This is a genomic window from Paenibacillus marchantiophytorum, assembly GCF_014640555.1.
In the GTDB taxonomy this organism is placed as follows: Bacteria; Bacillota; Bacilli; order Paenibacillales; family NBRC-103111; genus Paenibacillus_E; species Paenibacillus_E marchantiophytorum.
In genome coordinates, this window is record NZ_BMHE01000004.1 from 30997 (window position 1) to 55241 (window position 24245).

At 46.7% G+C, this 24245-nt stretch carries 19 protein-coding genes and 2 pseudogenes; 6 read left to right on the forward strand and 15 right to left on the reverse strand.

The features are described 5' to 3' along the window. From IEY34_RS38100 to uvrA, 3 genes and pseudogenes are all read right to left on the reverse strand, one after another. A pseudogene (locus IEY34_RS38100) lies at nt 1-161 on the reverse strand (IS91 family transposase); the annotation flags it as partial. Between the two features lie 420 nt (nt 162-581). Next, on the reverse strand, nt 582-2105 hold the full coding sequence (locus IEY34_RS05700; RefSeq protein WP_189008890.1) for an MDR family MFS transporter: 1524 nt from the start codon (nt 2103-2105) through the stop codon (nt 582-584). A 61-nt stretch (nt 2106-2166) separates the two neighbouring features. Continuing rightward, the gene (gene uvrA / locus IEY34_RS05705) at nt 2167-4671 is read right to left on the reverse strand and encodes an excinuclease ABC subunit UvrA (RefSeq protein WP_189008893.1); all 2505 of its coding nucleotides are present in this window, start codon (nt 4669-4671) and stop codon (nt 2167-2169) included. Between the two features lie 273 nt (nt 4672-4944). Between uvrA and IEY34_RS05710 the strand changes: the two genes are divergently transcribed. Together IEY34_RS05710 and IEY34_RS05715 are read left to right on the forward strand one after the other, a co-directional pair. Continuing rightward, complete coding sequence (locus tag IEY34_RS05710; RefSeq protein WP_189009550.1) at nt 4945-5361, forward strand: MarR family winged helix-turn-helix transcriptional regulator; 417 nt, start codon at nt 4945-4947, stop codon at nt 5359-5361. Nucleotides 5362-5477: 116 nt separating this feature from the next. Beyond that, nucleotides 5478-5972 (forward strand): MarR family winged helix-turn-helix transcriptional regulator, encoded by a 495-nt coding sequence (locus IEY34_RS05715; protein ID WP_189008896.1) that lies wholly within the window; start codon nt 5478-5480, stop codon nt 5970-5972. Between the two features lie 42 nt (nt 5973-6014). Here IEY34_RS05715 and IEY34_RS05720 read toward each other — a convergent pair whose 3' ends face one another. Both IEY34_RS05720 and IEY34_RS05725 read right to left on the reverse strand, forming a co-directional pair. Then, on the reverse strand, nt 6015-6191 hold the full coding sequence (locus IEY34_RS05720; RefSeq protein WP_229757492.1) for an ATP-dependent DNA ligase: 177 nt from the start codon (nt 6189-6191) through the stop codon (nt 6015-6017). A 104-nt stretch (nt 6192-6295) separates the two neighbouring features. Then, a complete protein-coding gene (locus tag IEY34_RS05725; protein WP_189008899.1) occupies nt 6296-7387 on the reverse strand; it encodes a threonine aldolase family protein in 1092 nt (363 codons plus the stop codon). Nucleotides 7388-7467: 80 nt separating this feature from the next. Between IEY34_RS05725 and IEY34_RS05730 the strand changes: the two genes are divergently transcribed. After that, nucleotides 7468-7761 carry a Rieske (2Fe-2S) protein gene (locus IEY34_RS05730; RefSeq protein ID WP_189008902.1) on the forward strand — a complete coding sequence of 98 codons (294 nt, stop codon included), beginning with the start codon at nt 7468-7470 and terminating at the stop codon, nt 7759-7761. An 81-nt stretch (nt 7762-7842) separates the two neighbouring features. Continuing rightward, nucleotides 7843-9180: an amino acid permease gene (locus IEY34_RS05735; protein WP_189008905.1), complete on the forward strand. Its 1338-nt coding sequence runs from the start codon at nt 7843-7845 to the stop codon at nt 9178-9180. Here IEY34_RS05735 and IEY34_RS05740 read toward each other — a convergent pair. Next, a complete protein-coding gene (locus IEY34_RS05740) occupies nt 9177-9803 on the reverse strand; it encodes a LysE family transporter (RefSeq protein ID WP_189008908.1) in 627 nt (208 codons plus the stop codon). The two genes, IEY34_RS05735 and IEY34_RS05740, sit on opposite strands and share 4 nt — an antisense overlap. A 94-nt stretch (nt 9804-9897) precedes the next feature. Here IEY34_RS05740 and IEY34_RS05745 point away from each other — a divergent pair. Next, nucleotides 9898-10623: pseudogene (locus tag IEY34_RS05745) on the forward strand (MerR family transcriptional regulator); the annotation flags it as partial. Between the two features lie 71 nt (nt 10624-10694). Here IEY34_RS05745 and IEY34_RS05750 read toward each other — a convergent pair. The 3 genes from IEY34_RS05750 to IEY34_RS05760 all read right to left on the reverse strand — a co-directional run bounded on the left by IEY34_RS05750 (nt 10695) and on the right by IEY34_RS05760 (nt 14090). Next, entirely contained in the window at nt 10695-12074 is a 1380-nt protein-coding gene (locus IEY34_RS05750) for an MATE family efflux transporter (RefSeq protein WP_189008914.1), read from the reverse strand. Nucleotides 12075-12225: 151 nt separating this feature from the next. After that, nucleotides 12226-13248 carry a Gfo/Idh/MocA family protein gene (locus IEY34_RS05755; protein WP_229757493.1) on the reverse strand — a complete coding sequence of 341 codons (1023 nt, stop codon included), beginning with the start codon at nt 13246-13248 and terminating at the stop codon, nt 12226-12228. After that, a complete protein-coding gene (locus tag IEY34_RS05760) occupies nt 13245-14090 on the reverse strand; it encodes a sugar phosphate isomerase/epimerase family protein (RefSeq protein ID WP_189008917.1) in 846 nt (281 codons plus the stop codon). The genes IEY34_RS05755 and IEY34_RS05760 overlap by 4 nt, the downstream gene beginning before the upstream one ends. Nucleotides 14091-14236: 146 nt before the next feature. On the opposite strand from IEY34_RS05760, the gene IEY34_RS05765 reads away from it, so the two are divergent. Further along, nucleotides 14237-15130, forward strand: coding sequence for an AraC family transcriptional regulator (locus IEY34_RS05765; RefSeq protein WP_189008921.1), 894 nt, complete (start codon nt 14237-14239; stop codon nt 15128-15130). Here IEY34_RS05765 and IEY34_RS05770 read toward each other — a convergent pair whose 3' ends face one another. The 6 genes from IEY34_RS05770 to queC all read right to left on the reverse strand — a co-directional run bounded on the left by IEY34_RS05770 (nt 15131) and on the right by queC (nt 24229). After that, the gene (locus tag IEY34_RS05770; protein ID WP_189008923.1) at nt 15131-16849 is read right to left on the reverse strand and encodes a hypothetical protein; all 1719 of its coding nucleotides are present in this window, start codon (nt 16847-16849) and stop codon (nt 15131-15133) included. It abuts the gene before it with no gap. 57 nt (nt 16850-16906) lie between these two features. Beyond that, nucleotides 16907-18205: an efflux RND transporter periplasmic adaptor subunit gene (locus tag IEY34_RS05775; RefSeq protein ID WP_189008926.1), complete on the reverse strand. Its 1299-nt coding sequence runs from the start codon at nt 18203-18205 to the stop codon at nt 16907-16909. 11 nt (nt 18206-18216) lie between these two features. After that, nucleotides 18217-21330 carry an efflux RND transporter permease subunit gene (locus IEY34_RS05780; RefSeq protein WP_189008930.1) on the reverse strand — a complete coding sequence of 1038 codons (3114 nt, stop codon included), beginning with the start codon at nt 21328-21330 and terminating at the stop codon, nt 18217-18219. Between the two features lie 108 nt (nt 21331-21438). After that, on the reverse strand, nt 21439-22833 hold the full coding sequence (locus IEY34_RS05785) for a sensor histidine kinase (RefSeq protein ID WP_189008933.1): 1395 nt from the start codon (nt 22831-22833) through the stop codon (nt 21439-21441). Then, nucleotides 22830-23507: a response regulator transcription factor gene (locus tag IEY34_RS05790; RefSeq protein WP_189008936.1), complete on the reverse strand. Its 678-nt coding sequence runs from the start codon at nt 23505-23507 to the stop codon at nt 22830-22832. Before IEY34_RS05790 ends, IEY34_RS05785 begins: the two co-directional genes overlap by 4 nt. A 5-nt stretch (nt 23508-23512) precedes the next feature. Continuing rightward, entirely contained in the window at nt 23513-24229 is a 717-nt protein-coding gene (gene queC / locus IEY34_RS05795; protein ID WP_189008939.1) for a 7-cyano-7-deazaguanine synthase QueC, read from the reverse strand. Nucleotides 24230-24245 lie beyond the last annotated feature (16 nt).

Genomic DNA, 24245 nt, shown 5'->3' on the forward strand with positions numbered 1-24245 from the left:
GTGGCACCCTTCACATGCGAGCAGCTTAAACCCTTTTTTCGGGTTTCCACAATCTCGAAATTTCCGATTTCTTTCAGCACTACGGGACGTATCTTTTTGCCATCCTTGCTTTTATTAGCTTCATAGTAGCGATTCTCATCAAAGAAAATTCGGTGTAGGATGTCCTGTTTCTAAATTTACCAAAAAACTAAAAAGGGAGAATCCACTAAATAAACTTATACTTTCTGGCTATTATTTTATAAGAAAAGCAATTTTGCCGCCCTAAGAGATGTGCGTCTTCATAACGGTTTTCAGCAATATAGCGGATCCTAGTTCCCTTTGGGCTTTGCAATGACAGAGAGCGTCGTGTGAAAAGGAACTATGATCCGCTAAATGGAAGGAACTAGGGTAAACGTAGCCTGAAAGGGAACTGAGATCCGCTATTTAAGCGGAATCTGCTGATTCCAACCGAGAAATGGTGACATAGCGGATCGTAGTTCCCACTGGCGTGGAATATGGCCGTTTTCAGAATTATAGCGTACTTTAGTTCCCTCAAGCTCGCGATCATGACACATTTTGCTAGTATCGTGGCTTGACGTTCGCTAATGCGAAGCCGCATACTCTTCCATTTCAGAAGCAGGATCAAACTTTTCTTTACTCATAGCAAACGCGGCTATAAGCGCAATAACCGATGGGATAATCGCCCAAGCAAAGGTCTGAACGATCGATGAGGAAAGGGCCTCTGTAATTTTGTCCAGCACCTGCGCAGGGATTAACCCCCTCGTTTCCGGCGTCAAAATTTTACGGGGATCACCCAAATCTACTCCTACAGGCATTTGACCGCCGCTGCCAAACATGGAAGCTAGTTTACTGGTGAACACATGACTTTGAATGATGCCGAATACCGTAATCCCCAGCGTCATGCCGAGCGAGCGCATGAAGTTGAGCGTCGAGCTTGCGGAGCCGCGCTGCCTTGCCGTGAAACCGTGAATCGCCGCATTGCTTAACACGGAGAATGAGGCGCCGATGCCAAGTCCGACCATAATCATGAAGATGGTGACGATGAAACGCGAAGAACCGGTCGTTAGCGTCGTGAGCAGCGCAATACCGATAACAAGCAGCGCTAGAGTCGGAATCATAATGGAGCGATACTTAAACTTAGCAAGCATGGAACCGCCACCCGCGGCGGTAACAACGGAACCGAGCATCATCGGAAGCAGAACGAGCCCCGAATTCGTTGCCGAACCGCCGAGAACACCTTGGATGAAGATCGGAATGTAGATAGAGGCCGTAATAAACGCTGCCCCGGCAAACATCGCCATTAGATTACTTGTTGCATAGAGCCGGTTTTTGAACATGCCGAAAGTAATGATAGGTTCTTCCGCGCGACGTTCGATAAAAATAAAGGCAATGACCAGCACAGCAAAAGCTGCGAATAACCCTATAATCGTGCTCGAATCCCAAGCGTATTGTTTGCCGCCAAGCTCAAGCGCAAACATCAGACACACGATGGAAGCTACTAAGGCAAATGCGCCAAGGTAATCGATTTTTTGTTTGGAATGCTGAACAGACTCTTTGTAAAAGAAAGCAATCATGACGAATGCAATCACGCCTAGCGGTAAGTTGATATAGAAAATCCAAGACCAGTGAATATAATCGGTAATATATGCCCCAAGGAGAGGTCCAAAAATACTCGATAAACCGAACACAGCACCGAATAAGCCGCCCATCTTGCCGCGTTTATCCGCAGGAACAACATCGAACATAATCGTGAAGGCGATAGGCATGAGCGCGCCGCCGCCAATCCCCTGAATCGCGCGGTAAATACTCAGTTGAACGATAGACTCTGCGGTTCCGCACAAGGCAGAACCAATCATGAATACGAGAATACCGAAGACAAAGAAACGCTTACGGCCATACATATCAGATAATTTACCGAAAATCGGCATACCAGCCATCTCTGCCACCAGATAAGCTGATGTCACCCACATTAATTTGTCAAATCCACCTAGATCCCCTACGATCGTACCAATTGCTGTGGCTACAATCGTATTATCCATAGATGCCATAAGAATGGATAACAGAAGACCTGCAAGAATAATGCCCATTTTATTATTTTTTACCATTTTCTCTCGTTCCCTCCACATTTCATCAACTTCTATCTTGAGCAGACTTCCACTCGGGCAATCAGAACCCTTCCGTCAAAATCCGCTTTAAAAACTTCCCTGTATACGAACCCGCTGCTTCGGCGACTTGCTCTGGCGTGCCTTCGGCTACAAGTTTGCCGCCCGCAGTGCCTCCTTCCGGACCGATATCAATGACCCAATCCGACTCCCGGATCAGTTCCAGGCTGTGTTCAACAACGACTACAGTATTTCCCGTATCGACAAGTTTATTAAGCAAGGTATGAAGCTGCTTAATATCCGATGGATGGAGGCCTGTCGTTGGTTCGTCGAGCAGATAGAGCGTATGGTTTTTGGACGGTTTGCTTAGTTCTTTGGCTAGTCTGATCCGCTGGCCCTCGCCGCCGGACAAGGTTTTGACCGATTGCCCCCATTTCAGGTAACCAAGTCCGACCTCGCACAACATCTCAATTAAACCGACAATCTTAGGCTCAGTCCTCAGGATTGGCAAGCTTTCCTGTACCGACAAGTTCAATAGATCCGAGATTGACAATCCTTCATATTTAACCTGCAGGACTTCATCCGTAAATCTTCTGCCTTTGCAATCGTAACACTTTACTTCCAGATCGGGAAGGAAATTCATATCTACAGAGAGTACGCCTAGCCCTTGGCAAGTCTCACAACGCCCTCCTGGCGTATTAAATGAGAAATGCTTCGACGTCAGCTTTCGTTTCTTGGCCTCAGGCAATCCAGCAAATAATTGGCGAAGCTGCGTAAACATATCGGTATAAGTCGCCACATTAGAACGCTGCATTCTCCCCATCGGCGACTGATCAAAGATAACAACATTTCCCACATGCTCCAAGCCTGCAATCTCCTTGCATCCCTGTTGTTCGGCGCCTACGGAACTTCCATGGGCCAAAATATCGAAGACCAGCGTGGATTTACCCGAACCGGATACGCCAGTTACCGATACTAGACAGCCAAGCGGAAAAGAAACGACGGGAATAGCGAGATTGCGCACGCTGGCCTCCCGGATCGTAATCCGCTGCCAGCTCCCTTTCCTTCGGATGCGCGCTGGAGCTGGCAGTCTTTCTGCTCTTAAATAGGCTCCAGTGACCGATAGCTCGCTCGACATCAAATCCTCTAGGCTTCCTTCGCCTACAACGTTTCCCCCTTGTAAACCAGCTCCTGGACCGATATCAATAATGTGATCTGCCGCACGCATCATCTCCACATCATGTTCGATGACAAGGACGGTATTGCCAAGATCACGCAGCTGTTGGAGTACGCGAATTAAGCCAATGGTATCCCGTGCATGAAGGCCTGTCGTTGGTTCATCCAGAATATACAGCACGCCTGTTAAACCAGAGCCAAGGAGCGAAGCCAGTCGTAGACGCTGTGCTTCTCCTCCTGACAGTGTCACTGTCTGCCGATTCATGGACAGATAGCTGAGTCCGACATCCATAATCCGCCTCAGCCGCGAGGGCATGTCATGAAGAATTGGCTCCAAGAGATGAAGTCCTTCAGGGGGCAGCGCTTCCTGCAACCCTTTCGTCCATTCGTAGACGTCGCCAAGTGACCACTCGGATACCTCTGTGATAGAGGATTCCGCAACTCGAACAAGCCGTACGTCTTTTTTGAGGCGAGCGCCGAGGCATTCGGGGCACAGCTGCTCATGGAAGAAGCCGCCCTCTTTCTCCTTGCCTCCGGCATCCCCTTCCTTCTCCTTGTAGCGTCGCCACAAACTAGGTATGACACCTTCAAATTTCGTTCCTTGAGCGGCCTTCACATGCGGATAATGGCGTTTGAATGCTTCACTCTCGACACCGTAGTAAAGCAAATCTCGCTGCACTTCGCCGTACTCTTTCAATGGCTGATCCGGGTCGAAGACGAAGCCGTAATGCTTTCCAGCCGCGACTAGAATGCGTGTCTGAATATCGCGGTGCACGCCGTTCAACGAGGCAACGCCTCCCGCGCTCAAGCTGAGTTCCGTTTGGAAGACAGCCGCTTCATTAATACTAGCCACATGCCCTAGTCCGCTGCATGCTTCACAGGCTCCCTCCGGCTTATTGAAAGAAAAGTGTGACATGCCCAGCTTCTCAAGTTCTGCCTTGCAATGCGGGCAGTTCGTTGTCAGGTGATCCATCTCCTCATCTTCTTCAGCCATTGCGCCTAACGGCTCGAATGATGGCGGTATGCTGCCGCTGCAGAATGGACAGATCCGCTCCCCAAGTCTGGAGAAGATGAACCGAACGAACGTATAGATATCAGTCACAGTACCTACGGTAGAGCGTGGGTTGCGGTTGGTGACATGCTGGCCGACGCTGATGGAAGGCGATAATCCTTCAATGGCATCCACCTTCGGCTTGCCGATGGCATCGGAAGTCATCCCCATGGAGTCCAGGTACTGCCTCTGGCATTCACGTTGAAGTGTGTCCATAGCCAATGTGGATTTGCCTGATCCCGAAGGTCCGGTTAGGACAACCAGCTTGTACTTTGGAATGGATAGCGAAATATTTTTCAAGTTGTTTTCTCGGGCTCCAATTATATCAATCTTATCTTTCACACTGATCCTCCTCACGTTCCTAACAATCCATCTTCTGCTTAGTATGGGCCTAACCTACGGACGAATTGCATTGTAAACAATTTGATTTTTTTGTTCCCTTTGCAATTTAATTCTGTTTTCGATACTATGAGATTATATTATCACGTATATCAAGTATCTTGTCTAACGAATATCTTGATAATCGAGATAGTTTTATTTTAAAAGGAGGTTTGCCTTTTGTCAAGCCATCGACAAGACCAAACAACGGACCCTCAGGAAAACTTCACTTTGCGTATGCGAGGACTAGGAACCCGAACGGTATTATATCAACAACATGTTGCAACTTCTCTTGGTTTATACAATAATGATTTTATTTCCGTAGATATCTTGGGCGAAAAGGGGCCAATTACAGCTGGCGAACTCTCCAAATTGACTGGACTTGCTACAGGCAGCGTTACCGCCTTGATAGATCGACTTGAAAAGATCGGCTATGTTCGCAGACAACATGACCCTCAGGATCGCCGCAAAGTCATTATTGTTCCGGAGTATGAATCGATAGAAGCATTCAACGCTACGTACTCCCCGCTTCATCAAGCCATGCTTAAACTAGCTTCCTCTTATACAGCTGAAGAGCTTGACCTGATTACGCAATTTTTAAGCAAAGCAAGCACGATCCTGGAGGATCAGACTCCGCTTCTCTCACATCTATGATGGGCTTTGCAAATCCTTAATTATTTAGATAAAATGAACTTGATTGACCTTATAAATCCTAGTATCTCAATGTTCAAATATCTCTATTATTCGTTGTTCATAAAGGAGATTATCTTATGTTGCGTCATGAACAAGATCAACCCACCGATTTGCAAGAAAATTTCACTTTGCGCATGCGCGGGCTGGGAACCCGAACCGTCTTATACCAGCAAAATGTTGCCGCATCACTCGGGTTATATAATAATGACTATATCTCTGTGGATATTTTACGCGAAAAAGGTCCAATCACCGCTGGAGAGCTGTCCAAGCTAACTGGACTTGCTACGGGCAGCGTTACCGCTTTAATTGATCGGCTTGAAAAAAATGGGTATGTTCGCAGGGAAAATGACCCTAAAGACCGTCGTAAAGTCATTATTGTCCCCGTCTATGAATATAAAGAAGAGGTCAGCAGCACATACCATCCGCTGCATACCGAAATGATCAAGCTAGCTGCCTCCTATACGCCAGAAGAGCTAGAATTTATTACTCAGTTTCTTGACAAAGCAAGCGATGTCATCGAAGGACAGATTCATCTTCTCAGCTCCAAGATGCGCAGTAAATCAACTTCCTGAGCAATATCCGAGACAAAAAGATAAAGAACCTAGCCTGTGCGGCTAGGTTCTTTTCCGAAAGCAACGAACGTAACAGGATGAGTTTGCCTTTAATTCAGGGAATTTATCTGTCACCTTGTACCCAGCACGTGTGTAAGCTTCCATGCGGCTTCCCTGTTTATGAAGGAGAATGCGTCCACCATCCCACTTAGGCTCGAAGAAATAATTCTCATCATCCAAAGGTTCTTCGCCGTTCTGCGCGAGATTTGGTTTAATCGCTGTAAAAAGTATAATAACTCCCCCTTTGCGCTCCTTAGCACCAGTGTGGGGTTATCCGCGTCATTTTAAACGGCTCGCAAGGCCGTCTTCAACCATTCAAAAGCATGCGCAAGCTCCTTTTTCGGTACTTGCCCATACCGATCACCAATCCAAACCTCAAAGGCGCAGCTCGTTTCACTCACTTCTTTGAGATAAGCGGTCAAGCCCACCCCTGTTGCCTCATACATGGCGACCAGGAGGGCTTCCAGCTTTGCTTTGGGGAGACCAATATGAACATGAAACATGTTCGTTACCGGTACTACTGGCAGCGTTTCAACTGCAGGGCAGTCGTTGTACAGAGCAGCTAATTCTATCGCTTCCTCATAGTATTGTCCCATTTTAAACTGTCGTTGTTTGAAATAATAAGCTGCGCTCAGAATATAGGGATAAAGGCTGATTAAATCTCCCCCATGCCGTCTTTTCCAAACCTTCGACTCTTTCGTAAAGGCTTCGCCGCCGGCCAGTATTGCTCCCGCAATCCCGCCTATCCCCTTATAGAAGGACATATACACACTGTCAAAAAGCTCGCAAATCTCCGCCGCAGTCTTCTGATAATAAGGCAGCACCTCCAGGAGCCTTGCACCGTCCAGATGCAGCTTGATCCCTTTCTCACGGCAGTAAGCAGAAATAGCGACCAACTCTTCATACGCAGGCAGTTGCCCGCCAATTTCACGCTGCGGCAGCTCTAGCAGCAAACAAGCAATGTCTTCCTTCAACTGTACGACATCTTCGAGTCGAATAAGCTTGTCCTGATCCGTTAGAAGGATGGCTTCGATCTGATGAAGCTCCTTCAATCCGCCTTCTTCATGGATTTCCAGGTGACTCAAAGGATGGTAAGCGACCTTCTTGATCCCTTGGGCATCGCACCAGATCCGCAAAGCAATTTGCTGGGCCATTGTTCCGCTTGGAAAGAAGACGGCAGACTCTTTGCCAAAAAAGCGGGCCATATCGTTCTGGAAGTCTTCGATTAGCGGTCCGCTCCCATAATTATCACTATCCAGTTCATCCTCGCAGTGATTCAGAACCTCTTTTAATACTTGGATATTTCTTTTGCCGTGACCGCTTACGGGGTAGATGGTTTGCTGAAATGCTTGCTGTAATAAAGTTACCGGTGTCATATTTCCTAATCTCCTTTGTATAGCCTTACGGCTCTCTTTTGGTATAAAATGAGATATCTCATCCAAAAGGGGACTTCCTTATGAAAGAAATTTTACTTGGCGCCAAAGACCAATTTACTACCTTGCCTGCAGAGGTTCATCTCTTGGGCAGAGCGTATTTTCTGACAGAAATAGATAACGGATATCAACTTCTATCCAGTGTTTGCCCGCATTCCGGCTATACGGTCGAACTCGAAAATGGCGAGCTGGAATGTCCCATGCACGGGTGGACATTTGAATCGCATACGGGGCGATGTCATAATGTTCCGAGCGCCAAGCTAGCTTCTTATGATGTGATTAGCAAGGGTGATCACTTATTCGCGCTGATGGCTTAGCTTTAACTCCCCATGTATATTCTACCAATGGTCAAGCGATAATAACAGACGTTATTATCCTTTTTTACAATGGGGAGCGCTATGACTAAGCAGCTAAAAAAAGAGCAATCCGCCACGTTGACATGGTGGCAGTTATCCTTGCTGGGCGTCGCATGCACGATTGGCACCGGTTTTTTCCTCGGCTCAGGGATCGGTATTCAAATGGCCGGCGGTTCCGTCCTTTTCATGTTTATACTCGCGGCAATAGGCACTTATATCGTCTATGATGTTTTGGCTCAAATGACACAATCCGATCCCCAGCAAGGCTCCTTTGAAACCTACGCCAAAAAGGCATATGGACGCTGGGCAGGCTTTACAAATGGATGGGTGTACTGGAGTTCTGAACTCTTATTGATGGGGAGTCAATTAACCGCTTTATCCTTATTCACCCGCTTCTGGTTTCCGGGGATTCCGATGTGGGTATTCGCCTGTCTATATGCAGTCCTTGGATTAGGCGTTATTCTGGCTGGCAATCAAGTCTTCGAACGGACTGAACGCATTTTTGCCTGGATCAAAGTTTCGGCAATCGTGATGTTTCTCTTGATAGCAGGTGCCGCACTCCTCGGATATATCTCAGGCAACGGCCATAAGCCGCATTTCCCCATGACCAAAGAGACCTTTCTGCCTTCTGGGCTGCTCGGGTCCTGGTCTTCGCTTATTTATGCTTTTTATGCTTTTGGCGGTATTGAAATTCTTGGACTTATGGCGGCCAGACTTCGGAAGCCGGAAGACGCGCCCAAAGCAGGAAATATCATGCTTCTGCTGTTGACCATCCTATATATCGCCTCGCTAGTCCTCGTGCTTACGCTGCTGCCGCTAGCTGCTTTGCAAGGAAAAGTGAGCCCTTTTCAGGTAGCTTTGAGCGCGTACCAGCTTCCCTTCGTCCCACATGCCTTTAATGCTATTCTAATCATAGCGGGATTCTCTACGATGGTAGCTTCTTTGTTCGCGGTTACGACGATTCTCTTCACCATGGCTCAAGATCATGATGCGCCTGCGATATTCGCCAAACAGACGCAAGGCAAGAGAAAGATGCCGCTTCCTGCCATCGGTTTTACAACCGGAGGTCTCGCATCCGCGGTTGTTATGGCGCTGTTGTTGCCCGAACAACTATACGCTTACATTACAACGGCTGCCGGCATCATGCTGCTATTGAATTGGTTATTTATCCTGCTTTCTTCAGGTCGCTTACTCCCGCTGAACGCATGGGGGAAAATCAAGCGATACTTGGGTATTGCGCTTATTCTCGCGGCCATCAGCGGCACTTTATTTCATCCCACCAGCCGTCCGGGTTTCTGGATCAGTCTCCTGTTAACGGCCGTCATTAGTTTAACTGCTATCGGAATGAGCTTTACATGGAAAAAGAAGGTTCGCGTCTAACCGACCAACGCATGAACAGCCTTGAAACCAAAGTGCAAGCCAAAACCGATCAAGGATAATCCCGAGACGACGGATATGACGGAAAGTGAACGCGGCGTGAGAAATCTTTTGAACGTACTGGCTAATGACGCCATAAAAATATCCCACAATACAATGCCCACGAACAACATCCCCGTGTATAACAGCACGTGATTTCTATCAAAAACCGCTATCGTTTCAGCTAAAACAGACCCATAGATGCCTACCCAGAAGAGAATCGACAGAGGGCTAGTAATCGACATGAGGAAACCGGAAAGGAACGATTTGGTCATCGTTTCTTCCGACTGACTCCCATTTCCCTGCAGCTTGCCAGCGCTCATCAAACTTTCAATGCCCGAGTAGAGTAAGATGAAGGCCCCGAATATCCAGAGAAATGTTTTCATGAAGGGTGTCGTCAGAAAATGGACAAGTCCGAAGTAGATGAGGACGATAAGCACTACGTCAGCCAGCATACCCCCGATTCCCACCATCCAGGCATGAAGAAAGCCTCGTTTGATGCCTCTATCCAGCATCGCAGCATTAATAGGGCCGATCGGCGCTGAAAGCGAAATCCCCAACAACAAAAAACTAAGCATCGTTTGCAATCCAATCACCCATTCATCAGTTGATACGTACAGGCCCAGGCTTGTATCATCCTATTCAATGGTACTGGATTGTATTACCATTAAATTTTAAAAAAGTACTAGAACGCTTCGTTACTATGATGAAATTGAGCTTCTTATGCCGGCAAGAATCAACTCATCAGGGTACCGAATCTATGGTCAGGGCGAGGTCGACAGACTGCAGCAGATTCTTTTTTACAGAGAATTAGGCGTTAGTCTGGAAAGTATTAAGGAAATCATCTCAGCCCCCTCCTTCAGCGGAGCCAGTGCGCTTAAAGAACATCATCAACAACTCCTCGACAAAAGAAACCAATTAAATACTTTGATTGCGAATGTGGAGAAAACCATTGCGCGTTCCGAAGGGAGAATAACGATGACGGATACAGAGAAATTCGAAGGCTTTAAACAGAACATGATCCAGGAAAATGAACAGAAATATGGCCAAGAACTCCGTGAGAAATATGGGGATGGAACCATCCATACATCCAACCAAAAAGTCAAAAACATGACACAGGAACAACATGAAGAACTCACCCGATTGACAGGCGAAGTGACGTCCACCTTGGCAGAAGCGTTCCAAACCGGTGATCCTTCCGGTATACTAGCCCAGAAAGCGGCTCATTTGCATCGAACGTGGTTGTCCTATTACTGGAGCGAATACACCAAGGAAGCTCATGCCGGCGTTGCTCAAATGTATGTAGACGACGAACGGTTCAAAGCATACTATGATGAAAAGCAGCCTGGCACGGCTGAATTTCTGAGAGATGCGATTCATATCTATGCTGGTATCAAATCTCCTTGATGCTACTATATGAAAAAGAGGTTGTCTCAAAAGTCAATTTAATGACTTAAGGGCAGCCTCTTTTCTGGAGATTATTCAGTTAGTGCGATACTGCCCATTGGCTTAACCAGCGATTTACTCTTCCACGCACCGCTTTTCCATCGCAGATACATGATTAAGCCTCTCACCCATTCATCGACTGCAAATGCGATCCAGATCCCTAGCAAGCCCATCTCCATGTGAATGCCCAGCCAGTAGGCTAGCGGCACGGCCACGCCCCACATGGATAGCACGCCCATGAATACCGGGAATTTGGCGTCTCCTGCCGCCCGCAAGGAATTGATGACGACAAGATTGAACGTTCGGCCAGGCTCCAGCAATACGGAGAGCAGTAAAATGGTTGAACCCATTGCGATAATATCCGGATTATCCGTGAATAAGCCCAAGATGCTTTTGCGGAAAATAGCGGCAATCCCGACAACGGCAAAAGTCACAACAAACGTAATGCGCAAGCTTTTTAACAGTCTATGATAAGCAGCTTTATACTCTCCGGCGCCTACCATGTGGCCAATGATGATCTCGGTTCCCATTCCGATAGCCATTCCCAGCGCCATGAAATAATTCGTTACGTTCATAACATAGACGTGCGTGCTTAGTGCCACCTGACCAATAATATTCACAAAACTGACGATCATCAAATACTGCGACTGCCAGGACAGATGTTCCCCAGCAGAAGGCAGGCCGATGCTTAATATCTGCTTCACGATTCTGCGATCGAAAGTGATGTAATCTTGGAGACGAATCCGTACTGGAATACGACGATACAGGATCATGATTAGGACGATAAGTCCTAACAATCTACTGACGATCGTTGACACTGCGGCGCCGGTTACTCCCCATTCCGGGAATCCCAGATTACCGAAGATCAGCAGGCTGTTGCCTGCAATATGGATGATATTTACGCCAAGCGTCACATACATCACGTCTCGCGTCTGACCGTTCGAGCGAAGGACAGAGGAGATCGCGTACGATAAAGCCTCCACCCAAATAAAAGCGCCAATAAGACTTAAATATTTCTTCGCAATGGCTACTTGACCTGGATCCAAATTCATTAGACGCATTAAGGGTTCGCCAAAAAGGACTAACGCCATACTGACGATGAGGCCAAAAATTAAATTGATCGTAATCGCCAGCGCTGAAATTCGACTTGCCTCTTTCGGTCGGCCTGCCCCCAAATTCTGAGCCACGGCGACACTTGTTCCGATGCCAACGAAACCAAACATCAAAATGCAAAATACAATAATTTCATTCGCTAAGCCAACCGCGCCGGTTACTTGATCGGATATTCGACTTAGCATAAATACATCGGCCGTCCCGAGCATCATCCGCAGTACGGAATCAATGAAGATCGGCCATGTAACCGCGAACAGACTAAGCTTTTTCCAAGATGCCACTGTTTCTGTGTGTGTCACTTCGTATGCTCCTTACCCTCAATTCAAATGCCTTTAGTTTAGGATACGTAAGCGATTTCAGTCAAATGCTACTAATATCCATCGATCGTGCTCAAGCCAAAAGCCTCCAACCCCATATCGCATATGGTTTTGGAGGCTCGTTACTTTTAAATTATTTAACTTGAACCCATGCGCCGCGGCTATCTGCTGAGGCAATTTCTGCTACTGCAATTTCAATGCTATCCTTAGTGCTGACAGCCGTAGCCGCTGGAATACGCTCACCGCGAAGCAATGTTCCAACAAAATATTTAATTTCCTCGTAGTAGCCCATTTCAGCTGAGATCTCAGGCTCAAAACCTGCGCCTTCATTGACATTCACTTTCAAGCCATTTCCTTGGAAAATGATATTGCCTTTATCGAAATTCACACGGAACTGCATGTCGAAGCCATAGTCGCCTTCCAGTGTCCAGTCCGCTTGCGCATTAATGACTTTGCCATCTTCGTACAGGTAGTTGGTGGATACAACATCGTACCCGCTGCCAGGCACAACATTCCTTGCCAAACAGGAGACGGATTCCGGCTTCCCGAACAACCAATTGATCGTATCAATGTCATGAACGTGCATATCGAGCAGAGCGCCGCCACTCTTGTCCTTATCGATCAGCCACGGTCCCCAAGTTGGAGTAGCCCCACCGCGGTAGAAATAGCCGGATAGCACTTTGCCATATGTCTGTTCTTCCACAGCTTGCTTGAGATACACGTAGGCAGGCCAGTATCGCAAACACTGCCCAATTAACAACTGCTTCTCATTCGCTTCCGCTGCCTGAATCATTTCCTGACACTCTTCTGCGTTCAGCGCCATCGGCTTTTCACACAGGACATGGACCCCCGCATTCAAGCATTGAATGGATATTTCTTTGTGCAAATAGGTGGGCAGTGTAATGCTTACACAGTCCAACTGCTCATTTGCCAACATCTCAGTTACACTCGTATATTTATGAAATTGATCGAAATCAATGCTTGATCCCGTTGTCTCAATATTGCCGCCAGACCCTTGACCCGCAAGCTTATTGGCATCAATATCACATAAAGCGACTAGCTTGATCGCAACGCCTTCCGCTTCCAATCGAATATAATTCTCAATATGGGTACGTCCCATGAAACCGACTCCGATTAATCCTACTTTCAGCATCATTTCTTCCTCCCAAGGATTGCATCCATTGCACCAGATGTATTGAAAATAATTTGCTCACCGTGATGTGTATAACTCGGAATCATCTCGGCAATCACATAATCGTTATAGCCAATGGCTTCAAGAGCTTTGACAACTTCCGGATAATTAACATCGCCCGCCAGCAAATCTACGAAACCATGCAGCCCGCCCGCGGCGCGGCGATAATCTTTGAAATGAACTTTCTTGATCCGTTTATTCAAAATGGCAATCCAATGCTCCGGGTAACCCGCATACAAGACATTCCCCACATCGAAGTATGCGCCTACAAAAGGCGAATTGATTTTATCAATAAAGTCTCTCATTTCCAGAGGCGACAATAAAAATTTGTTCCACACATTCTCTATACCAATGGAGACGTTGCGCGCCTCGGCTTCAGCTGCAAGCTCTTGGAACGCTTCCAGCGCATAATCATAAGCTTGATCATAGGGAACAACTTCGGCACCTGGAATGAAATCAACCCCAACGGCTCCAGGCACGACCAGAATCGTATTCACACCCAGGATAGAAGCAAACTCGAGCTGCTTTTTGACGATGCTTTTGGCTTTCTCACGCGTTTGAGGTTGTCCGCTTGTTAAGGAATAATCCCAATATAAACCACTTGCCAAGCTGCTGATTTCGATGCCTGTCTCTTGGGCAAACGCAAGGTAACCTTGGATTTCTTCTGCGCTGCTTTCCAGACTTAATTCTCCAGTCTCGCTTAAAGCAAGCTCAATCCCATCAAATCCTGCTTCCTTCGCTAGCGTGATCGCTTGTTTCACCGTTAGTGAACTCGGAAATGACCACATATTGATTCCTTTTTTCATCGTTATCTCCTCCGTCTCTCTCTTCATTATAGGAGAGCCGGGACGGAGAAGATTTATCCAAAAAGCCGTTTTATTTGTACTTTCCAAAAATGAGTATGATAAAATGAGGCTGTATCCATTTACAAGAGGTAGAAAGGACGAACAGCATGGAATTTCCAAGGATGCAGCTTCAAGAGCTTGTAACCATACAGAACCTGATTTCTTTTCATTATTTCGAATATGCCAAGGGTTACGTCTTCGAGGGAGAACAGCATGACTTCTGGGAGTTTCTTTATGTCGATAAAGGTGAAGTCGAGGTGCGAGCGGATGATCATCTTCACACGCTTCGTCAAGGGAACATTATTTTTCATAAACCCGAGGAATTCCATACAGTCAATGTGAAACACGAACATAAACCGCCGAATCTGATTGTCATTTGTTTCGACTGTTCATCCGCCGCCATGTCCCATTTCGAGAATCGCATTATGTCACTCGGCGACAAGGAGCGGAATATGCTGTCCCTGATCATCCAGGAAGGATTTCAGGCCTTTCTCCCGCCGTTTGACCAGCCTGCCGTTCATGTGCTCCAAAGAAATCCGTCGGCGCCCTTTGGCTCCGAACAAGTCATTAAATCCAGTCTGGAACTGCTTCTCATTACGTTAATTCGCAATCAAGGCCAATCTTGTGTTCCCGAAACCGTGAAGCAATCCTCTGTGCAAAAAGAAAAAGCTGAACAACGAATTGTTCAGCAAATTGTTACCTATATGCAGGCGAATCTCTCTCAATCCTTCACCCTGGATCATCTATGTCAAACATTTCATCTGGGTAAAAGTCGCTTGAAAGAACTCTTCCAATCCCAATTGCAAACCGGGGTCATGGAAACTTTCAAGTCGCTCAAAATCGAACAAGCTAAATCACTCATTCGTGAAGAATCCTATAATTTCACTGAGATTTCGACGATGCTCGGCTATACAAGCATTCACTATTTCTCGCGAGATTTCAAGAAAACGGTTGGCATGTCACCATCGGATTATGCCAAGTCCGTGAAAGCCCGTGTGTAATTATCCTTTAATTACTTTCACCAGACGCTTCGCTGTCCCATTTTGCGTTTCGATCGTTTCATAAACGTTCACTGTGAACGGGTAGCTGAATTGATCCGTCGTGATGTTCGATGCATCCAGCGTTTGCTTGCCGCTGATTAATTTGTTAACGCCAGTGAACGTGGCATCCTTCGAGCCAACAACTCGTCCCGCACTATCCACGATTTCAAATCTTAATTTGGAGAAATTGTTATCAACAACAACATTTTCTTTCTGCGTAATCCCTAAATCAAGTCTGAACTTGTACGTATATGTTAATTGCGCCGTAGTTTGCGTCGACACTGAAACATCATTGAATACTAAATCGAACGGATACATGGAAATCGTGGACTCCGTTCCTTCTTTCTGAATATCCGTTTGCAGAGCAGCAATCGTTGTCGTGTAAGGTGCCGCGGCAGCAGCATCAAGCAGCTTCAACGTGAAGCTCGTGCCCTCTTCGGACTGTGGAACAATATAGGAGTAGCTAACCACATAGCTAAGTCCTGGGTTCAACATCGGTGTCACATTCGCTTGGCGAGCACCTTGGTACGTAACGCCTTGCGAGCTGACCAAATCGGATTGGAATGTCGGCATCGCCGTCGGTGTTGAACTTGTGTTCGTTAACTTGAATTTCGCGACCGCGGTTTGGTAGCCCTCGCCTGGATTCTCATGAAGATGAAGTTCAACGAGCGAGACTTCCGTTTTCTTGTCAACCACGTTGGTTAAGCTATCGAACGAAATCGGTTTTCCGATCGTGTATGGCACAGTACCAGCGTTCACTTGCTCAGCTTTGGGCCATGTGATCGCTAGCTTGCCCGTTGCTACTTCTGCTGCTTGACCGCCGCCTTTAGGCACGAAGGAGTCCGTGGACAGCACGAGCAAGTTCGACAATGTCACGCCATTTTCAACTGGAATCGCATAATGGATGTATTTCTTTTCTCCTGCTTCCAAGGAGATTGATTCTGCTTCAGCACGTTTGCCTTCATAGTTCTTCTGTTCGGACTGAGCATCCACCCGGAATGCGGGGATCGTTTCACGTCCTGCACCGGGATTGCTCGCCAAGACCGTAACAACGGTTACGCGGCCTGTCGCTGTGTTCTGCATGGAAGCTTCAACTGGCGTGTACGTCAAGCCCGAATTCACACCAGGAAGTGTGAATGTCTGGCCCCAGGTCAAGCTGCCCAGATTAAGCAGAGCGGCTGATCCCGTACCGCCATACCAGACGGAATTCGTCGGCATAGTCAGCAACGTAGTCTCCACTTTCGGATAGGAGTAGACGTCCACGTTCACGAAGGAAAGCTGGGCAATCTGCCCGATCTCTTTGCTGTCAATTGCACTCAAATAGACGAGCTCGCCAATTTCTTTGGGCTGCAAAGATTCTTTGTTGCTCGCGCTTGATTTCAGCGTATATGATACACCGCTTGTGGTTTGTACGCGAAGCTCGTGCTCTGGCACACGGTTCTGTGTAGCTCCCCCATTATATAATCGAACCGTCACCGCAAGCTGAGAGCCCGTCGCCGTAGGCGTCACACTGACATTTTTGATCGCTGCGCGAATATCAGCCGTCAATCCGTAATTTACTGTTGGCGCTGCATTCACAGGTGTTGAAGTATCAGCCGCCCATGCGGTCATACCGCCTTGCACTAGCATAGTACCCAGTACGATAGCCGTAAGGCTTGTTTTCCATGGATTCTTTTTCATTTAGAATTCTCCTTCTTGTAAAATGTTCATCGATGTCTGATTTAGGGATCTAGTTATTTATTTCGCTGCTGGTGTCGCCGAAGGAGCGGCTGAAGCGGCCGCCGCATCTACTTTTTGTCCATCCTTCAAGGTGTTTTGTCCGGTTACCACTAAGCTCTCGCCGTCTTTGACACCTTCTAGCACTTCCTGATATTCGCCGTTGATTCGTCCCAGTTTCACTTTGCGTTTCTGATATTGATCGCCTTGTTTCACAAATACAAAGGTATTCGATTCTTCACGAATGATACTCAAGGTCGGAATTGCAACTACTTTCTCTTCCGTTTCCGTTGTCAGTTGTACCATGAACCGGCTGCCTGGCTGCAGTTTATGATCGCTGTTCGGTACATCCAACTCCAACGTATACGTTTTGGTTGCAGCACTCATAATAGGCGCTAAATAACTAATTTGGGCTGTGCCCTTTTTATCTGGTTGATCTGGATTATAGAAAATAAGTTCTTTTTTGCCTTTGGTGAGCTGATAGTTGGTCTCAGAAAGCTCCGTTTTGATTTTGATCGGATCAATTTGCTGTACTTGACCTACTTTGCCTGCCGCGGCATTCACCGTTTGTCCAACAACGATATTAAAATCTGTTAACACGCCATTGCCTGGAGCTTTGATTTCATAGTTTTCAAGTGCGCGTGTGGCATCATCCAAAGATAAGCTGGCTGACTCCGACTGCGTCAAGATGGAGGAAATCGAATCCGAGTTATCGAAAGCGCTCAGCTTGCTTTGCGCCGCATCTAGACTCATCTGTGCGTTATCCAATGCTTGTTTCACTTGATCTACCTGATGTTGAACAGCCGTTCCCGCATCGAAATCATTGCGGATTTTATTATAATCCTGCTGCGCATTCTTCAAGGCTGTTTGGGAACGAGTGACATTGTCCGCCAAATCTTTGCGGTTATTTACTTTGTTATCCTTGGCTTGCTGCAAGGACTCTTGTGCGCTTCTTACGGACAGCTCGCTCTTGCGCTTGTTTGACAGGGCATCCTTATTGTCCAGAACGAAGAGGACATCCCCCTTCTGGACATATTCACCGCGGCTTTTCAGCACTTGTGTGACTTCGCCGTTCGCTTTGGCTACGACATCCAGTGTCGTGCCTGCCGCAACATCGGCTACCTGTTCAATAGGGTTGCTAATTTTCTGCTTCTTAATATCTTCCGTTTTCACGGTGCGTGGAGCTAGTTGAACCGTTGCAGCCCCATTTGCTCCGGGAGCTGAACAAGCTGATGCGAGGAGCGCGGCTGCTGTAAGCAGCGCGATCACTCCCATCCCACGATATTTGAATTTCCTTTTGTGCGAACGATCGTTAATCATCTATGTGCCTCCTATACCTCTAACGTACTTGGTGTTATTTGTTCGGAACCTTTTTTGCGTTTGAACTTACTGCTGAATCGGTTTTTCGTGCTTTCAATCAATTCATAAATGATTGGCACGACAACGAGTGTCAGCAATGTTGAAGTAATCAAACCACCGATAACAACAACGCCCAATCCTTTACCGATTAACCCGCCTTCAGCGGAAATTCCTAAAGCTAAAGGCACGAGGGCCATAATCGTAGCGCCCGCCGTCATAATAATCGGACGAAGTCTGACTTTCCCTGCTTCGATCAATGCATGACGTACGGTATAACCTTCATCGCGCAATTGCTGCGCTCTGTCAATTAAGACAATCGCGTTCGTCACGACGATACCAATCAGCATGAGGAATCCGATCATGGAAGTTACGGTCAACGGTTCTCTGGCAATAACAAGTCCGAGCAGTCCCCCAATAACAGCGAGCGGTAAAGAGAATAGAATCGCAAAAGGTGCGCTGGCATTACCGAAGGCCAATACCATGATCAAGTAAACTACAAAGATGGCAGCTGCCATAGCAACGAACAATTGTTTGAAGCTGTCATTAACATCGTCCGACACGCCTGTAACTTTCGGCGTTACGCCTTCTGGCAGTTGAACTTCTTTCAATGCAGCGCTCAGCTTAGTGCTGACGGCAGTTTTATTCTTATCGTTAATTTTCGCTGTAACTTTGACAAGTTGCTGCTGATCTTCACGCGCCAATGATGCTGCGCCTTTAATTTCATTGATTTTGGCAACTTCTTTGAGCAGCACTTTGGATCCGTTTGTAGCGGTTAATGGGATATTGCCCAATTTCTCAAGGGTATCTTTATCCACTTTATCCAGCGATACGGTTGTTGTATAGACGATATTGTCAAACTTCATGTCGCCCAAACTTTGTTTCTGAATCCATGCACGCGCTGTATCTCGAACTGAGGATGAGCTTAAGCCATACGCTCTTGCTTTCTTCTGATCCACAGCGATTTCAATTTCGGTTTTTGCATCACTTAAATTGTCGGCAATCTCGCTAAGTTCTGGGAAAGCTTGCAGCTTCTCCTTCACTATGCCTGCCGCTTTTTCTAATTGCAATTGATCTTCACCTTGCAAGGTGTAAGCGAAGTCTGTCGATGCAACGCCAAAGTCGCCTTCCATAGACTTGGACTGTACATCCGAACCGTTAGGCAATTCGGATAAGATATAAGCCTTCATTTCCGCAGTTACTAGTGTAGGATCAACTTTATCATTCAATTGAACGAAAATTTGCGATGCGTACGGTATCCGTTCATCATCTTTCCCAGCGTAACCGACTAAGCCTTCAACAAATTTAAACACAGGCTCACCCGTAGAATCTTTGGCACCTAGGAAAAAGGTTTCGATTTCTCTGGTTTTCGCATCCGTCGCCTCAAAAGAAGTGGCATACGGCAATTTCAACTGGAAGTATAGTGTTGTCGATGGTTTGGAAGCTGGCAAGAAAGCAACGGACAGGAAAGGTACGGTTCCTGCGATCGTGACAACGAGCAGCAGCAATGAAATAAGCAGTGTTTTAATGCGATTTGTCAAACTCCACGTTAACACTTTTTCATAGAATGTTGTCAAACGTGTCGGTTTGTTTTCATCATGTTGCACCTTGCCTGGCTTACTGCGAAGCACAAGCAGTTTGGACAACATCGGAATCACGGTTAAGGCAACAATTAAGGAAGATAATAGAGCACAAGCGATAGTTAATGCAAAAGGTCTAAAGAATCCGCCAACCACACCGGTTACCAATGCCAGTGGAGCAAAAACGCCGACAGTGGCAAGCGTTGAAGACGTAATAGCCATAGAAACTTGCTTCGTTGCTAACGCGATAACGGACTCTTTGCGTTCCTGCGCTTTTTCCAAGGAAGCATAAATATTCTCGATAACGACAATTGAGTCATCGACGACACGTCCTACGGCGATAAAGATACCGCCCAGCGTCATCGTATTCAAGGTTAAGCCCAACTGGGACATTAACAACAAGGTAATCAAGATAGACAATGGAATTGAGACTAGAACGATTAACGTCATCCGTACGTTTCTTAGGAAAACGAGAATCATCAAGGAGGCTAGAATGGCTCCCACGATACCTTCACGGACAAGCCCAGCGATCGATTCTTTAATTTGATCGGCACTATTGTACGTATTTTTGAACGTAATATTAGGAAGCGTTGTGTGCCATTCTTCAATCATTTTCTCAATCGAACCGGAGAATTCTACCGCATTGGCACTGCCAGCTTTGTACAAAATCAACCCAATCGCTGGTTTGCCATCCAATCGACCATTGAAGTCTGACTCCGTAATAGCCTTAACTTTGGACACTTGATTAAGTAAAACAACATCGCCTTTAGGCGTTGTAATCTCGACTTGCTCTAGATCGAACAAGCTGGATAAATTACCGGTCACACGCGTCATTTTGTTATTGCCGCTAATTTCGACGCTGCCAATCGGACTTGCAGCCGCGGCGGAATTAATCGCGTTGCTCACCATGCCTGGTGACAAACCATAAACATCAAGGGCTGAAGCATCCAGCTCAATATCCAGAGATGTGCTTCTGGCGCCAATAACGTCCATGTGGTCAATCCCTTTAATCCCTTCAAGCCCTGGCTTGATCTTATCTTTAAAGGACTTGTCTAGTTCAGTCTGGCTAACCCCGTCATTGGCGTAAGCAACTAAATAGTTGGAAGGGAATGAAGCTGCCCCGAATGTGGAAGCCTTAGGAGCTCCCGCTGTAGCAGGAAGCTTAACTTCCGCCAACATGTCTTGCACAGCTTGTTTTTTCTTATCAATGTCAACGTTTTGTTTGAACATGATGATAACCATGGAGAAATTATCACTCGACGTTGATTGCATCGAATCCAAATCTTCGAGATTCGCTAGCTTTTCTTCGATCGGATCGGTAATTTCATCCATGACATCCTTTGGAGCTCCTGTATACGTAGTCGTTACAGCAACTACCGGGAAAGAAACGTTCGGCATGTTCTCTACTTTAAGCTGTGTAGCTGAATAAAGTCCGCCTACGAAAAGCATGATCATGATTATAAATAAGGCCGAAACATTTTTCATGGAAAAGTGTGTAAGTCGATTCATTCCTGTACTCCCCTCATCAAATGATTATTAACCTAAGATACACGTACAATATGAACCCAATATGAACAAACCAAAAAAACCCTGAAAATAATGTCAGGGTTTCTCTGTCTACTTTTTATTCGGATAGTTCATAATGGGAATCGTCACGGAAAATCGTGTGCCATGATCTATCTCGCTGTGGACTTCAATCACGCCATGATGCAATTCAACAATTTTACGCACGATAGCCAGCCCCAAACCGCTTCCATCTGTTTCACGCTCTCTGGCTGCATCCGCTTTATAGAATCTCTCAAAAATGCGTTCAAGATCAACTGCCGGGATCCCCCGCCCTGTATCTAGAATACTGATCCGAATCCGATCATTCAGCGGTTGCAAATGAATTCGAATCGCGCCGCCGGAAGGTGTGAATTTGATCGCATTGCCAAGCAAATTCATCCATACCTGACTTAATTGGTCACTGTCTGCGGTTATTTTCACACGAGGAAGCTCCAAGTCCAAGTCCAACTGCTTACTCGACCACTGCGGCTCATAGAAGACAACGACTCTACGCAGTTGTTCATCTAGATCGTAAGTAGTGGGTTTAAAAGGATGATGCTCCGATTCCAGCGAAGCCAACTTGAGCAGGTTTTCACTAAGCCGTGACAACCGTTCACTCTCTCGTTCAATGATTACCAAATAATGATCGCGTTCGGACACATCGAGGTCTGCATTGCGCAGCACCTTGGAGAAACCACGAATGGACGTCAACGGCGATTGAATTTCATGCGATACGTTCGAGACGAAGTCTTGTCTCATCTGTTCGAGTTGTTTCAGCTCGCCAGCCATATGATTAAAGCTATGTGCCAACATACCCAGTTCATCCTTCTGTTTGACAGAGACATGAACATTGAAATTGCCGCGGGATAAACGTTCCGTCGCCAGTGTCAGCTTCTTGAGTGGATTTACCAAATACCGCGAAGCAATCAGAATGAGCAGACTTCCAACAGCAAGCACGATAACAAGCACATAAATAATAAGCTTCTGGATTTGACGCTGCACATCTTTCGAAATATTCGGATGGATGAATAAGGCATACACCTTGCCACCGATATGAAAAGGCACCCCAACTTTAATCCGATTAAATGGATCTTTGGAGCCCTCATAATCGAGACTCTTATAAATGTCACCAGCCAGGACGGCAGCCACTTCAGAAGCCTGAATACGTGGGAGCCCTCTTCTATCCAACATGATTGGCGTTGAGGGATGTCCCTTATCGTCAAACAAGGTAAAACTATAATTCTCATTAAGCCGATTAGTCCCTGATAAAAAAGCATCTAAATTACTGGGCTGTATGTCTTCAGTCAGGGTAGTCAACTGCTTGCCCATCGCCAGCATCTCGGCTTGTACCTCCGCTGAGAGGCGATTAGTGAACATGAAAGTCGCCAGCGGAAAAGCAACCAATACGCTTATGACAACAATCGCTAAGAACGTTAAAACCACTCTGGTATAGAGGGATTTAATCATGACCGCACCTCAAGCCTATAGCCCAGTCCGCGAATTGTCGCAATATGAAACTCCTCGGTAAGCGGCTCGAAGCGCTCTCGCAATCTTTTGATATGAACATCGACCGTTCGCTCGTCGCCCTCATAATCCATCCCCCAGATTTGTTCAATCAGTTGGGTTCTGGTGAAAATTTGGGCCGGGTAGCTGGCCAGTTTATACAGAAGCTCGAATTCTTTCAGAGGCAAAGCAAAACGCTGCTCTTGGAGCCGAACCTCGAAAGCCGAGCGATCAATGATTACATCGCCTAATGTGATGGTCTGGGATGCATTGATCCGGTACCTTTTCAACAGTGCTTTGACCCGCAAAGCCAGCTCCACGGGATCAAAAGGTTTCACTAAGTAGTCATCCGTACCCAGTTGGAAACCTTTCACCTTGTGAACAGATTCGCCTTTGGCGGTTACCATCAGCAGCGGAAGATCATTATACCGCTCTCTTAATTCGCGGCATAGCTCCCAACCATCCATCAAAGGCATCATGACATCCAGCACCACCAGATCTGCTGGCGTTGCCTCTAGCTTTTTGAGCGCTTCTTGTCCATTGCTAGCCTGCACAACCGTCAAGCCTTCACCAACCAAATAAACGCGAATCAATTCTCTGATGTCGGCATCGTCATCAACCACCATGACCCTGGTCATAAGCTTTAAACGAGATAAGGAATAGGGTCTTTGGAACCCGCTTCCTCAAAACCTTTCAAGCGCAGTCTGCAGCTGTCACAAACGCCGCATGCTTCCGTCTTTCCGTTGTAGCAGGATGTCGTAAGTTCATACGGCACTCCGATTTTCAAGCCTTCTTCGATAATCTTCGCTTTCGTCCAATCAATTAACGGCGTCTCGATCGTGATGCCCTTGCCTTCTACACCGACCTTCGTCGCTAAAGCGATAACTTCTTCAACTTTATGAATAAACTCCGGACGACAATCCGGATACCCGCTGTAATCCAAGGCATTGACACCGATATATATGGCTTCCGAACCTGTCACTTCCGCATAGGAGGTGGCAATAGACAGGAAGAGCAGGTTGCGTCCAGGCACATACGTAACTGGAATCTCCGACTCCCCTTCTGCGGCCTGTTCCCCATTCATCACATCAGGCACAGCTATACTGTCATCCGTTAGCGCACTTCCACCGAAATCACGCAAGAAATCCAGCTTGATGATCTTATGACGCTTGCTGACACCGTAATGCTCAGCAACTTGCTTAGCATTTTCAATCTCGATTTTGTGACGCTGCCCATAGTCAAAAGAAAGCGGGTATAGCTCATAGCCTGCCTCTTCGGCAAGCCCCATGCAGGTTGTACTATCTAATCCGCCACTCAAAATAATGACAGCTCTTTTCTTCGTCACTTCGCTTGTACTCATCGATTGCACCTCTTTC